This is a genomic window from Labrenzia sp. CP4 (assembly GCF_001579905.1).
In the GTDB taxonomy this organism is placed as follows: Bacteria; Pseudomonadota; Alphaproteobacteria; order Rhizobiales; family Stappiaceae; genus Roseibium; species Roseibium algicola.
The window spans coordinates 5443582-5455728 of record NZ_CP011927.1 but is presented as its reverse complement, the minus strand read 5'-3'; the positions used below and the strand labels follow the sequence as shown (position 1 = coordinate 5455728).

Below are 12147 nucleotides of genomic sequence, written 5' to 3'. Positions count from 1 at the left end.
TGAGCCAACTCACCCCTTGCGCCCCAGATAGACGGCCTGGGTCACCTCGCGCCCGTCCTGCAGGGGATTTGCGAACACCACCGGTTCGGCCCAGGCCGCGTCAAACGCCTGACCAAGCAAGGCCGTGATGGCCTCATCCGGGGCTTCGTCCGACCACAGCCCGACGATCCCGCCCGGCTTCACGAAACGCTGCACGGCGCGCAGGCCCTCGGGCGTGTAAAAGCCTTTGGACCCGCCATGCAGCAGCCGTTCCGGGGTGTGGTCAATATCGATCAGCAGAGCGTCATACTGGCGGCCGGGCTGGTCTCTATCAAAGCCGTCTTCCGAGGCTGCCATGGCGAAGAAATCACCCTGCACCAGCCGGCAGCGCGGGCTGTCGGCAAGCTCGGTTTTCATTGGCACGAGACCTTCCTCATGCCAGCGGATGATAGGCTCCAGAAGGTCAACCACGGTAAGGTCGGCAACGCTCTCATGGGCCAGAACGGCCTGCGCGGTGTAACCAAGCCCAAGTCCGCCTACCAGCACGTCCAGCGTGTCGCCGCCGAGGGCCGCAAGCCCCTTGTCCGCCAGCGCGATTTCCGAGGCAGTGAACAGGCTCGACATCAGGTGTTCCTCGCCAAGGAGGATTTCGAAGACGTCGGTCTTCAGCGCCAGGATATGCCGACGGCGCAGGGAAATCGCGCCGATTGGTGTCGGGGCGTAGTCCAGTTCTTCAAACAAAGCACTCATCCGGGCACCGTGACCGGTCGGCACCGTTTTGGAAAGAGATGATTTCAGCTGAGCCGGCGAAATATCCCGCGCGCGTACAAAGGCAAGGCGGTAGCGCCTTCAGCCGGCGGGAACTTCGCCGTCGTCCGTCAGGCCGGTGCCAGTTTGCGCCGTGCCTTGCCGAACAGGAACAGGACGAGAATGCAGAAGGCCGCCATACCGGCTCCCGCGATCAACGCGATGCCGGCGTTTCCGGTCCAGTCCGCCAGCTGCCCGGCAACCCGCGGGGCAACCATCATCACCACGTAATAGATCGAGAAAAAGACACCCATCCCGAAGGTGCGGCTCGCAGGCGGCAGAATGGACGACGGCAGGGTCATGATCGGCCCGGCCGCAAGCGCGAACAGTCCGCCGACGATCAGAAAGACCCCGGCAACGGCGAAGGGCGGCAGAACCGGGACCAGGGGCATCAGCACGGCAAAGGCGGCGAGGCTGACGATGATGATCGCGTTTGCCCGGCCGGTCTTGTCGGCAAGGATGCCGCCAAGCGGCACGGCGATGGAAAAGACGACCATGAAGGCACTGATCACCGAGCCGGCCGCCGCCAGCGTCCAGCCCTGGTCCTTGAGCAGCGCGGGGCCGAAGCTGAACACCATGGCCAGTGCCGCGTTGTAGAGGGCCCAGATCGTGCTGGCGAGCACCAGGGCGTAGACGGGAAGCTGGGCGATCCGCAGGCTTGGTGCCGTCGTTGCGCCCATGGGCGAACGGTAGAACAAAAGGAGCAGAACCAGCCCTGCCAGAATGACCACGGTAACGGCCCACCAGGCCAGAGTGAGATCGCCGGAGGCGGCGATCAGGGGCAGCGTGAGCAGGGCGGCGGCAATGCCCACGGGCCAGGAATTGATGAAGATAGCCATCGCGGTGGATATCTCCTTGCCGGCAAACCAGTCGACCAGCATCTTGGTCATGACGACGTTGAGAATGACCCCGCCGGCACCGGCCAGCAGCCGGGACGCCACAAGCACGTTCCAGTCCGTCACAAGGGTCGTCAGGGCGCCGCCGGCAAGCATCATGACCATGCCGAGTGCAACCACGCGCTTGTCGCCGAAGCGCACGGCGATGGCGCTGCCGGGAATGGCAATGACGACACCCGGAGCCAGATAGAGCCCGACCAGCAGCCCGATATCGGAAAAGTCCGCCGTGTAAGTCTCGATGATGAGCGGCGACAGGGCGCCGATCGACTGGAACTGGAAGGCCATCGTGAAGCGGGCAAAGAAAAGGACGGCCAGTATCAGCCAGCGGTTCGATATCATGAACGTCCTCCCTTGCCCGCTAGCAGTACACGGCTGTCCTTTGAGCGCAAGCTGCGCATTTGTGCGGACGCCGGCAAGGATGCGCGGTTCCGGGTGACGCTATGGCTTCAATGAAACTCCCGGCTCGGGACCGGCCGCCTGGCCTGTTCGCACGGATGCATGTCCTGGCTCTGCTGCATGGGCCGCCTCTGCTGCACGGCCCAGGCCCGCAGTGCGTCCGATTTCAGATGCACCGGCACGTTGTCGGTCTGGGTGGTCAGCTCAGCAATAGCGCTCCGGCCCGATGCCTTGAGCTTCCGAATAGCGGTCGCCGTGGGCCCAGCCGACGGGCAGCACAGCCTCGATACGCTCCAGATCCGTTGCCGTGAGGGTCAGCGCCGCGCCCGAGATGCATTCCCGCAGGTGTTCCACGGAGCGCGTTCCCGGGATCGGGATCACATGCGGTCCGCGGGTCAGCAGCCAGGCATTCGCCAGCCCCGCCGCCGTCGTGCCCATCTCCGCCGCAAGCTTGCGGAAGCCTTCCATGATGCGCAGGTTCTCCGTCAGGTTCGGCTCCATGAACCGCGGGTTGGTGCTGAGGAACGGCAGTTCGGCGATCCGTTCGCGCGGGATCGGGTGGTCCGTCAGCAGCGAGCGGCCCACGGGCGAGAACGCCACCATGGCAACACCAAGCTCGGCGCAGGCCTGCACCAGCCCGAGATCGGGCGCGCGCGTGGAAAGCGAATATTCCGATTGAACGGCCGCGACAGGAAACACCTTCATGGCACGCCGCAGGGTAGACGGCGCGATTTCCGACAGGCCGATGGCGCGGGTCTTGCCCTTTTCAACCAGCCGGCCGAGATTGACTGCCGTTTCTTCCGGTGTGAAGCGCGGGTCGCGGCGATGGGCGTAGAACAGGTCCACGCACTCCACTCCGAGCCGCTGCAGCGACTTGTCCAGCTCGGCCTCAAGGTGCTCCGCCGAATTGTCGAAGCTGCGGTTGCCGTCCGCATCGGTGGTGATCGTGGCCTTCGTCGCGATCACGAATTCGTCCCGCGCACCCGGATTGGCTTTCAGATAGGTGCCGAGGGCGCTTTCCGATTTGCCCATGCCGTAGACATTGGCCGTGTCCAGATGCGTGACACCCAGATCGCGGCAGGCATTCAAAATGGCGTGGCTTTCCGCTTCGTTCGTCGGCCCGTACATGTCGGAGAAGGACATCGCCCCATAGCCGATGGCACCCACTTCCGGCCCGTTGGCGCCCAATCTGCGTTGTTCCATGTGTCCCCTCTACGTGCTGGAAAAGCTGAAGAGTTCTTTTCTTAAGCCATTGTCCCGGCCGCTGAAAGGGCGGAAGTGGCAGCTCAGTGGGTGTTGGTTTTGCGGTTAAGCGTGGCCAAGCTTTTTTGGGGCAGGCTTCTGCTTTTGGTCCGGAGCGGACATCCATCTGCCAAAATTATTCTGCGATGCGAACCGCTGAAGCCACCATTCGTTGCATCAGAGAAGGCAGCTAGCAACCAGGCGCTGGCGCTGCGGACAGAACTGTCTTTGCGGGTTATTTGCCAAAAATGCGGGACAATAAGCTTCGTGTTATCTTCGGGCTCTTCAGAGTGATAATATTAAACACCTCGACATCCTCAGCTCCTAAGTAATTATCATGCCTGAAGCCAATCTCCAATGCAGGCAGGTCAAGCGGGATTTCAAAGGCATAATCAATGTTTTCCTCTTTATCCACTTGAGCCAGAACGTGACGTTGCTTCAATTCGTTGTAGGTTGCTGGAAGTTCTCCGATTTCGGATAGATCGAACCTGTGTTCACCGTCTCCGGCGTGAGTGACTTTCCAAATCTGTCGACCATTCTGCCATAACTCGGAAGAGCTCCACATAACCGTTTCGTTAACTTCGCAGATATATGTCCGATGCTTCTGGGACAGTTCGGCAACCTGATCTCGAACGCTTCGCCCAAAGCCTTCATCCTCTGACCATAGGATGGTCCAACCGGTGCTGTTGAGTCTTGCAGTCCACCAATTGCCATCTGGCATCTCTTCGACCGGGTCACCCTTCGTTAAACCCAATTTATCAATTAGTTCGTCCGGCAAAGCCTCGCTCGCAAGATAACAGATACGAAATCCCATATTAGTTCCTTTTGGTGGATCTCTAGCCATCTAGCGACTTGGTCGCCTGGGTGCAATCTAGGGTTTAGCATCAGGTAGGTTTGAGTTCCAAGCTGCCCTGCAGCAGTACGGCACACCAATTCTGGCATTGGGTGATGCCTGATGGATACAAGCGGCCCAAAGCTGACCTTTACCAAGCTTGCCGATGCTGCGCTGTAGCTTCCCAATAGCAGCCACTAGTTGTGAGTTGCGCTTCAGCCTAACTCGTAAACACCGCCAGAATAGATTCAATTTCAGGGTAAATATCGAAAAGAGCAGCGCACTTGCCTTCTTCAGAATCAAACCCAAGTGGACTGAAATAAGCTCACAGCAACTTTGGGGGAAGCGGTGAACAAACGGGGCTTTTATGTCCCTGCAACAGGCGTCAAGCTTTTTAACTGCTGCAATCGCAGACTCTGCAAGAATACCGCTGGAAGTCACAGATTCGTCATAACTTAAGCGTTTCCGGCCCTCAGCGGACACTTGACCAAGGTCTTGAATACTGCGGAGGCAACCCGCCTTTCCGACATACACTTGGTGCCAGTCTCTCTTCATCCCCGTCTTAACCAGCCTACCACAGAAGCCTCAGTCAATTTGTAGGAGTCGGCAAGATGCCGGCAACTATGAGGCGAATAACATCGCCTGCTCTATCACGAACAAAATAGGTTTGGAGATAAACCTGATCCTTTTTCATGGTGTCTATCAAAGTTTGCTTGATTCGAGGTAGGATATCGTATGGAATACTGAAGCTAACGATCACCGTTCCATTTTCAATTCTTACCTTGCCCCAACCGTTGTCCTTATTGAATTGAATTACATCGCACAAAAGAGCTGTAATCTCTTTATCCACAATGGATGTTTCAATTTCTGCAGCCATATTCTGATCCAAGAATAAGACAGGCTTTGAAGCGCCAGAAACTGAAGAAGATACCTCGAGGGAATCCGCGCTCCGTCGCAGGGCAGTCGCCATTTCACTTATCAGTGGAGCAGACATGGCTATCAATTTTTGACTGCGCGCGAAATCAATTTTCTTTATTGATTCCGTATTCTCATTCATCCGTTCCTCTCTGGACACTTCAGCAAGGCGGCGCCTGATAACATCACGTATTTCTGTAGGGACTTCGCCAAGTTTGATCTCGCCAGAACCGATACTTTCAGTAATCTGATCAACTTGAGACTGAGCTTGATCCGCATCTGTACGGCGGCTGATCAGTCCAGCTTTTTTCAACGACCCTTCATCTATCTTTTCGATTACACGTTCGCTGACATAAGCAACCAAGTCACCTAACGACACGTCTATAAACTCTTCGTCGGACTTACCTTTGCCGCTGTCTTCCACGTTGATGTTGAAGGAGCCAACGGACTGGCTGAAAAGCCTGACATCATAGTTCGACTTATTTGAGATTTTTTTGTTGAACCTTCCAGAACTTCTGAACTGGGACAACTTAACAAGGAGGCGAGCAGCGGCGTACTGAAATCGCGCAGACTCATAGAAATTCATGCGGTGCTCATCTGCAAGCGCACCTTCAAAGTGAAAAGTTAGGTTTTCGGGCATCCGTAAGGTTCCTTGCTTGGCGCTGAGCGCGTTGCCAAGCTCAACGGCTCGTGTTGAAGTCCGACCTTGCTACTCCGCCTCACTTCCGCTTTCAATCTCAGCGTGCGATCAGCAGTAAATGAAGGACGCAAATTATGAATGAAGTCAGCATAGGTGCGGTTGGTGCTGCGACGATTGCCGGTTTGGTGTCGATGCTTGGACTGATCATCGGGAAAGAACAAAAAGTATCCGAATTCAGACAAATCTGGATCGATCAACTTCGAAAATGTGTAGTGGACTACCTTGTCAGTATCAATGCGGTCTGTGATATACTTAGATCAAGAGATTCTGGAAAGAATTCAGATAATTCCGCCTTAATCGAAAACTACAAGTTATTGAACGAGGCCAGCCATGGCATAACTCTGCGCGTTAATGACGACGAGCAACCTGCTAAGGCGCTTTTGGCTGCAATGAATGAGTTTGAATTGTTAGCTAGCGACAACAAAACACTCACCCCCGAGAAGATCAAGGCCGTAGAAAGTCGCTTCATTCGAGAGTCGAAAGCACTTTTGAAATTTGAGTGGAATAGAGTAAAGAAAGGGGAGAAAGTATTTGTCTGGACAAAGAGAATTATTCTTGCGATGATCGTTCTGCTATTGGCGCTTCTTGGTTACGTTTGGGTTGGGAGTTCGAACTACAGCCCCTTGGACAGCGGAAGCGATGCAGAGCTTCATTTGATCTTTCTTTAGCGCCAAAAAGCGAGGTTCCCTCACTCAGTTGACACCGCCCCGATGGTGGCGGCCGACTGACGTTTAGTTAGCTCTTTGCGCCTTATCAAATGTCTGCTCTAGTGAACCTCGACTTAGTCGCGTGCAGTCGCATCGAAAGTCCATTCCCCACCCATCTCACGCACCACCCCTCAATGAAAATCTAAGCTCGGGAACAGCCGCTTGGCCTGTTCGCGCGGGTGCATGGCGCGGGTGCGTTGTGCGTCTGATTTCAGATGCACCGGCACGTCATCGGTCTTGGTGGTCGTCTGGCCCAGAACGTCGTTGTTGGGGTGGCCCAGAAGGGACGGGTCGCGGGAGCAGTTCTCGATGTGGTCGGCGATCAGGTGAACGACCATGCCTTCGCGCTCCAGCCGCCCGGTGACCTTGAGGAGCCGTCCGCCGAGAACGGCAGGCCGGAATTTTTCGGACATCTTCGGCCAGACGACCACGTTGGAAACGCCGGTCTCGTCCTCCAGCGTCAGGAAGATCACGCCCGAGGCCGTGCTGGAAGTGGCAACTCGGTCGGCTTTGATTTCCTGGCCAAGAGTGGCCAGCCCTTTCAAGGCAGTCTCGTGCATTCGGCCCGAAGCTGCTACCCGTTCTGCATGCGGGGAAGGACTGCAACAAGGCCAATTTGACCTTTCCAGCCCCATGAGGATTATTGGCTCAACTGTGTAAACACGCTTGGAATACGCAAGATGAATTCAATCAAGCTCGGGGAATGGGAAATGTGGATCGAGGATGGAAGTCTACCATCCATCTTTGGTCCATACCTCGATCATGCAGAATTTGTGGATCAGATCGACCTCAATAATTCTGAAGGCCGGTTTCTCTTCTTGGGCTTCTCAAAAGGCAATAACGCAAACGGATGGCCATCCGTCATCGTTGCCCAAAAGTATCAGGATTCACAGCGAACTTTCAGCCCCGGAGTTCTATTGATTCCAGATACTTCCTTAGCGTTTGTCGGCGCTGGTGAACGCCTGCTATGTTATAATATCGAAGAACAGAGGAGGCTTTGGGAAGACGAAACCGACTACGGTTTTTTCGCTTGGTACCAGTCCGGCCCCTATGTGTTGATGGCCGCCGAATTGGAGTTTGGCGTTTGGGATCAATTCGGAAAAAAGCTGTGGTCTACTTTTGTAGAGCCGCCCTGGGACTTTAAGGTTCGTGGCCAATTTGTCGAACTAACCGTGATGGGCGACTGCAGCATTTATAGATTGTCAGATGGCTTGAGGCAGGTTTGAGAAATGGCTGTTTTAGGCTTTCATTTGGACCAATTGGATCAGATTGCCACACGTGTCATCAAAAACAGCCATGTGAACTGCCCCTGCATCCATCGGTTCGGTAACGAAAGTCACGCCGCGCTCGCTTAGTTTCTTCCATTCTGCATCGAGGTCTTGCACTTGAAATGAGTGTGCAGCGATGCCATCGGCGATGATTGCTTCTTTGTATGGACCCACGGCTGGATGCTCACTTGGTTCAAGCAGCAACTCGGTTCCCTCTGGATCTTCTTCTGAAACAACCGTCAGCCAACGGTTGGTGCCCAACGGGATGTTGTGTTTTACCTTGAAACCGAGGATTTCGGTATAGAATTTTTCGGCCTTGTCCTGGTCATCGACAAAGACACTCGTGACGTAGATTTTCATGTCTTGGTCCCTTTCGGTTTGTAGGTTGTGAGCCATGATGCAGCCGCGATGTGGTCGTCGCTTATGCTGAGTGAATGCGTCTTCGTGCGGCCCTTCCAGGCGGTCTCGATTAGGCCCGCCTTCTCCAGAACAGCGAGATGCTGGGAGACTGTCTGTCGGGACAACGCAACCCCGTCTTCGGCAACCGACGCGGCACATACTTCGAACAACGACTGAGCAGGTTGCTTGCTCAGACGATCAATGATGCGACGGCGGGTGCTGTCAGATAGCGCCTTGAAAATTAGGTCGAGCTGATCATCTTTCATGGTACCTATATGCAGTAATTTTACTGCATGTCAAGTGCAGTGATTTTACTGCATATCAAACTCACTTCCAAAGCGGGCCTTGAGGAGGGACGAGCGAACGACGGTTTCCTCCGCTCTGCTACTGCCAGTTCAAAGCGTAGCGATCTTCCACCTTTCGCCCATCTCACGCACCACCCCTCAATGAAAATCTCGGCTCGGGAACAGCCGCTTGGCCTGTTCGCGCGGGTGCATGGCGCGGGTGCGTTGTGCGTCTGATTTCAGATGCACCGGCACGTCGTCGGTCTTGGTGGTCGTCTGGCCCAGAACGTCGTCGTTGGGGTGGCCGAGAAGCGACAGGTCGCGGGAGCGGTCCTCGATGTGGTCGGCGATCAGGTGAACGACCATGCCTTCGCGCTCCAACCGCCCGGTGACTTTCAAGAGCCGTCCGCCGAGAACGGCGGGCCGGAATTTTTCGTACATCTTCGGCCAGACGACCACGTTGGAAACGCCGGTCTCGTCCTCCAGCGTCAGGAAGATCACGCCCGAGGCCGTGCCCGGGCGCTGGCGGGTGATCACCAGTCCGCAGACGGAAACGCGGCGCGCCTCGCGCGGGGTCAGTGCCGCCAGCCGGTCATGCGGGGTCAGATGCGCGATATGCGGGCGCAGCAGCTCCATCGGGTGGGCGCGCAAGGTCAGCCGGGTGGACAGGTAATCCTCCACCACTTCCTGCCCCAGATGCATGGCGGGCAGGAGGACATCCGGCTCGAAGATCGCCTCGCCGTCGATGGGGTCGTTGAAGAGCGGCAGCGGCTTGGGGCTGCGGATGGTCTTCACCTGCCAGAGCGCGGCCCGGCGGCTGAGTCCCATGCCGGCAAAGGCATCGGCTTCGGCCAGCCGCTCCAGCGTGGCCGGCATGACGCCGGTGCGCAGCCATAGGGTTTCCGTATCCGGATAGCCGTTGCCGCGGGCCGCGACGATCCAGGCCGCGTCCTCCTCGCGCAGACCCTTGATCTGGCGAAACCCCAGGCGCAGCGCCAGCGCGCCGTCGCTGCGCCGCTCCAGGGTGTTGTCCCACAGGCTGGTGTTGACGCACACCGGGCGCACCTCCACCTGGTGCTCGCGGGCATCGCGCACGATCTGCGCCGGGGCATAGAAGCCCATCGGCTGGGCGTTCAGCAGTGCGCAGGCGAACTCTGCCGGGAAGTGGCATTTCAGATAGGCCGAGACATAGGCCAGCATGGCAAAGGCGGCGGCATGGCTTTCCGGAAAGCCGTATTCGCCGAACCCTTCGATCTGGCCGAAGCAGTTCTGGGCGAATTCCAGCTCGTAGCCGCGCTCCAGCATGCCGGAGATGAACTTGTCCTTCAGCTGCCCGATGGTGCCCATGCGCCGAAAGGTGGCCATGGAGCGGCGCAGCTTGTCGGCTTCCGACGGTGTGAACCCGGCGGCAACCACGGCAATCTGCATCGCCTGTTCCTGGAACAGCGGCACGCCAAGCGTCTTGCCCAGCACCTCCTCCAGCGCCTTTGAGGGGAAGGTGACCTTCTCCCGGCCCTGGCGGCGGTTGATGTAAGGGTGCACCATGCCGCCCTGGATCGGGCCGGGGCGCACGATCGCCACCTCGATGACGAGGTCGTAGAACTGGCGCGGGCGCATGCGCGGCAGGAAGTTCATCTGCGCCCGGCTTTCCACCTGAAAGACGCCGATGGCATCGGCTACGCACAGCATGTCATAGGTCTTCCTGTCGGCCTGGGGCACGGTGCCGAGTGTCAGTTCCTGGCCATGGTGGGTGTCGATCAGCTCGAAGCACTTGCGGATGCAGGTCAGCATGCCGAGGCTGAGCAGATCCACCTTCAGGATGCCGAGCGCGTCGATATCGTCCTTGTCCCATTCGATCACCGTGCGGTTTTCCATGGCCGCGTTCTCGATCGGGCAGAGCGCGTCGAGCCGCCCCTGCGTGATCACGAACCCGCCGACATGCTGGCTGAGATGGCGCGGAAAGCCGATGATTTCGCGGATCAGCTCGATGGTCTGGCGAACGCGCGGATTGTCGAGGTCGAGCCCGATCTCCTTCATCCGCGTTTCTTCCGGCCCCTTGCTGGAGCTGCCCCAGATCTGCCCGGCCAGCGCGGCGGTGACATCCGCATTCAGCCCCATCACCTTGCCGACCTCGCGGATCGCCGCGCGGGTGCGGAAGTGGATCACCGTGGCGCAGAGCCCGGCGCGGTGGCGGCCGTATTTTTCATAGACATACTGGATCACCTCCTCGCGGCGCTCATGCTCGAAATCGACGTCGATGTCCGGCGGCTCGCCCCGATGTTCGGAGATGAAGCGCTCCGACACCATGGTGATGGTCTCCGGCCCCACATCGGTGATGCCGAGCGCATAGCAGATGATGGAATTGGCCGCCGAGCCGCGCCCCTGGCACAGGATGTTCTTGCTGCGGGCAAAGCGGATGATGTCATGCACGGTCAGGAAATAGGCGGCAAAGGCAAGTTTGCGGATCAGCTTCAGTTCCTTTTCCGCCAGCGCCAGCGCATGGTCCGGCACGCCCGCGGGATACCGCCTCTCCAGCCCCTCGTAGGTCAGTCGTTCCAGTCGCTCCTGGGGCGGTTCGTTGCCCGTGATCTCGTCCGGATATTGGTAGGAAAGTTCGGAAAGATCGAAGCTGCAGCGGGTGGCGATCTCAAGCGTCCGGCGCAGGGCTGCCGGATGGTGGCGGAACAGCCTGGCCATATCCTCCGGCGCCTTCAGCCGGCGTTCGCCGTTGGGCAGGGCCCGTGTGCCGATGTCATCGATGGTGCAGCCTTCGCGCAGGCACGTCAGCACGTCGGCCAGCCGGCGCCGGCCGGCATGGTGCATCATCACGTCGCCGACGGCGACCATCGGCGTGGCAAGCGAATGCGCCGCGCGGGCGCAGGTGCGGAACCAGGCCTGGTCGGTGCCGTCATAGCGGGGTGCCGCGCCCAGAAACACATGTCCCGGCGCTTCCTGGCGCAGGCGGCGAATGTGATCCTTAGCCGTCTCACAAATCGTCTCGCGCGCCATCTCCGGCTGCGGCAGGGCAATCAGGATCATGCCCTTGCAGGCGTTCATCAGGTCGGTGAAATTCAGGTGACACTCGCCCTTTTCCGCACGCCGCTTGCCAAGGGTAAGCAACTGGCTCAGCCGCTCATAGGCAGCACGGTCGGTCGGCAGCGCCACCCAGTGCAGCGGGCTGTCCTGCAGGCAAAGCCGCGCGCCGACGATCAGCCGCGGCAGCTTCAGCGTCTGCGGGGCAGGCAGGGGCGGGCTCGTGTTCGTCTCCTTGCGGGAGGAGGTGTCGATCTGCGAATGCGAGCGGATCTGAACGCCTTCCTCGGCCGCCGCCCGCTTGATCTCCTTCAGCGCCGAATAGGCCCGGACAACCCCGGCCAGCGAATTGCGGTCGGTAATGGCAACCGCATCGAGATTGAGCATCGCGGCACGGGTCACCAGCTCCTCCGGATGGGAGGCGCCCCGCAGGAACGAAAAATTCGACGTCACGGCCAGCTCCGCATAGCGGACCGGCTCGGGCTGGAACTCGTCAGGCGACGGAAGCACGCTCACCGGCAGGCCTCCCTGTTCTTTCCAAAGCTGTCCTTGCAAGACAGATGCGCGGGATCCCCGTGTCCCTGCGTGCCGTCCTGGCAAAGCAAAAGCGCAAAGCCCGGTCTCAACCGCCGGTCCGCTTGCCCTTCAGGCACCGGAAGCCCCTGCCGGCACCGCTCTGCAAATGAGTG

At 58.5% G+C, this 12147-nt stretch carries 11 protein-coding genes; 2 read left to right on the top strand and 9 right to left on the bottom strand.

What is annotated here, in order from left to right; translation table 11 throughout:
- Window positions 1-9 precede the first annotated feature (9 nt).
- The 5 genes from ACP90_RS25035 to ACP90_RS25015 all read right to left on the bottom strand — a co-directional run bounded on the left by ACP90_RS25035 (window position 10) and on the right by ACP90_RS25015 (window position 5707).
- Window positions 10-729 carry a spermidine synthase gene (locus tag ACP90_RS25035; protein WP_062490679.1) on the bottom strand — a complete coding sequence of 240 codons (720 nt, stop codon included), beginning with the start codon at window positions 727-729 and terminating at the stop codon, window positions 10-12.
- 128 nt (window positions 730-857) lie between these two features.
- Window positions 858-2021 carry an MFS transporter gene (locus ACP90_RS25030; protein ID WP_062490677.1) on the bottom strand — a complete coding sequence of 388 codons (1164 nt, stop codon included), beginning with the start codon at window positions 2019-2021 and terminating at the stop codon, window positions 858-860.
- 261 nt (window positions 2022-2282) lie between these two features.
- The gene (locus ACP90_RS25025) at window positions 2283-3281 is read right to left on the bottom strand and encodes an aldo/keto reductase (protein WP_062490675.1); all 999 of its coding nucleotides are present in this window, start codon (window positions 3279-3281) and stop codon (window positions 2283-2285) included.
- A 274-nt stretch (window positions 3282-3555) separates the two neighbouring features.
- A complete protein-coding gene (locus ACP90_RS25020) occupies window positions 3556-4134 on the bottom strand; it encodes a hypothetical protein (protein WP_145915838.1) in 579 nt (192 codons plus the stop codon).
- A gap of 607 nt (window positions 4135-4741) precedes the next feature.
- On the bottom strand, window positions 4742-5707 hold the full coding sequence (locus ACP90_RS25015; RefSeq protein WP_062490670.1) for a hypothetical protein: 966 nt from the start codon (window positions 5705-5707) through the stop codon (window positions 4742-4744).
- A gap of 134 nt (window positions 5708-5841) precedes the next feature.
- On the opposite strand from ACP90_RS25015, the gene ACP90_RS25010 reads away from it, so the two are divergent.
- Window positions 5842-6435, top strand: a complete 594-nt coding sequence (locus ACP90_RS25010) for a hypothetical protein (protein WP_145915837.1) — start codon at window positions 5842-5844, stop codon at window positions 6433-6435.
- Window positions 6436-6605: 170 nt separating this feature from the next.
- Here the strand turns inward: ACP90_RS25010 and ACP90_RS25005 are convergent, their stop codons facing one another.
- Entirely contained in the window at window positions 6606-7034 is a 429-nt protein-coding gene (locus ACP90_RS25005; protein ID WP_062490666.1) for an OB-fold nucleic acid binding domain-containing protein, read from the bottom strand.
- A 120-nt stretch (window positions 7035-7154) separates the two neighbouring features.
- Here ACP90_RS25005 and ACP90_RS25000 point away from each other — a divergent pair, with 120 nt between their 5' ends.
- Window positions 7155-7700 carry a hypothetical protein gene (locus ACP90_RS25000; RefSeq protein ID WP_062490664.1) on the top strand — a complete coding sequence of 182 codons (546 nt, stop codon included), beginning with the start codon at window positions 7155-7157 and terminating at the stop codon, window positions 7698-7700.
- A gap of 12 nt (window positions 7701-7712) precedes the next feature.
- On the opposite strand, the gene ACP90_RS24995 is transcribed toward ACP90_RS25000, so the two are convergent.
- The 3 genes from ACP90_RS24995 to ACP90_RS24985 all read right to left on the bottom strand — a co-directional run bounded on the left by ACP90_RS24995 (window position 7713) and on the right by ACP90_RS24985 (window position 11974).
- Window positions 7713-8102, bottom strand: a complete 390-nt coding sequence (locus ACP90_RS24995; RefSeq protein ID WP_062490663.1) for a VOC family protein — start codon at window positions 8100-8102, stop codon at window positions 7713-7715.
- A complete protein-coding gene (locus tag ACP90_RS24990; RefSeq protein WP_075284382.1) occupies window positions 8099-8407 on the bottom strand; it encodes a metalloregulator ArsR/SmtB family transcription factor in 309 nt (102 codons plus the stop codon). Before ACP90_RS24990 ends, ACP90_RS24995 begins: the two co-directional genes overlap by 4 nt.
- A gap of 177 nt (window positions 8408-8584) precedes the next feature.
- Entirely contained in the window at window positions 8585-11974 is a 3390-nt protein-coding gene (locus ACP90_RS24985; protein WP_062490662.1) for an error-prone DNA polymerase, read from the bottom strand.
- Window positions 11975-12147 lie beyond the last annotated feature (173 nt).

Coding starts and splice junctions, on each gene's coding strand:
- ACP90_RS25035 (WP_062490679.1), bottom strand. CDS start 729: ATGAGTGCTTTGTTTGAAGAACTGGACTACGCCCCGACACCAATCGGC.
- ACP90_RS25030 (WP_062490677.1), bottom strand. CDS start 2,021: ATGATATCGAACCGCTGGCTGATACTGGCCGTCCTTTTCTTTGCCCGC.
- ACP90_RS25025 (WP_062490675.1), bottom strand. CDS start 3,281: ATGGAACAACGCAGATTGGGCGCCAACGGGCCGGAAGTGGGTGCCATC.
- ACP90_RS25020 (WP_145915838.1), bottom strand. CDS start 4,134: ATGGGATTTCGTATCTGTTATCTTGCGAGCGAGGCTTTGCCGGACGAA.
- ACP90_RS25015 (WP_062490670.1), bottom strand. CDS start 5,707: ATGCCCGAAAACCTAACTTTTCACTTTGAAGGTGCGCTTGCAGATGAG.
- ACP90_RS25010 (WP_145915837.1), top strand. CDS start 5,842: ATGAATGAAGTCAGCATAGGTGCGGTTGGTGCTGCGACGATTGCCGGT.
- ACP90_RS25005 (WP_062490666.1), bottom strand. CDS start 7,034: ATGCACGAGACTGCCTTGAAAGGGCTGGCCACTCTTGGCCAGGAAATC.
- ACP90_RS25000 (WP_062490664.1), top strand. CDS start 7,155: ATGAATTCAATCAAGCTCGGGGAATGGGAAATGTGGATCGAGGATGGA.
- ACP90_RS24995 (WP_062490663.1), bottom strand. CDS start 8,102: ATGAAAATCTACGTCACGAGTGTCTTTGTCGATGACCAGGACAAGGCC.
- ACP90_RS24990 (WP_075284382.1), bottom strand. CDS start 8,407: ATGAAAGATGATCAGCTCGACCTAATTTTCAAGGCGCTATCTGACAGC.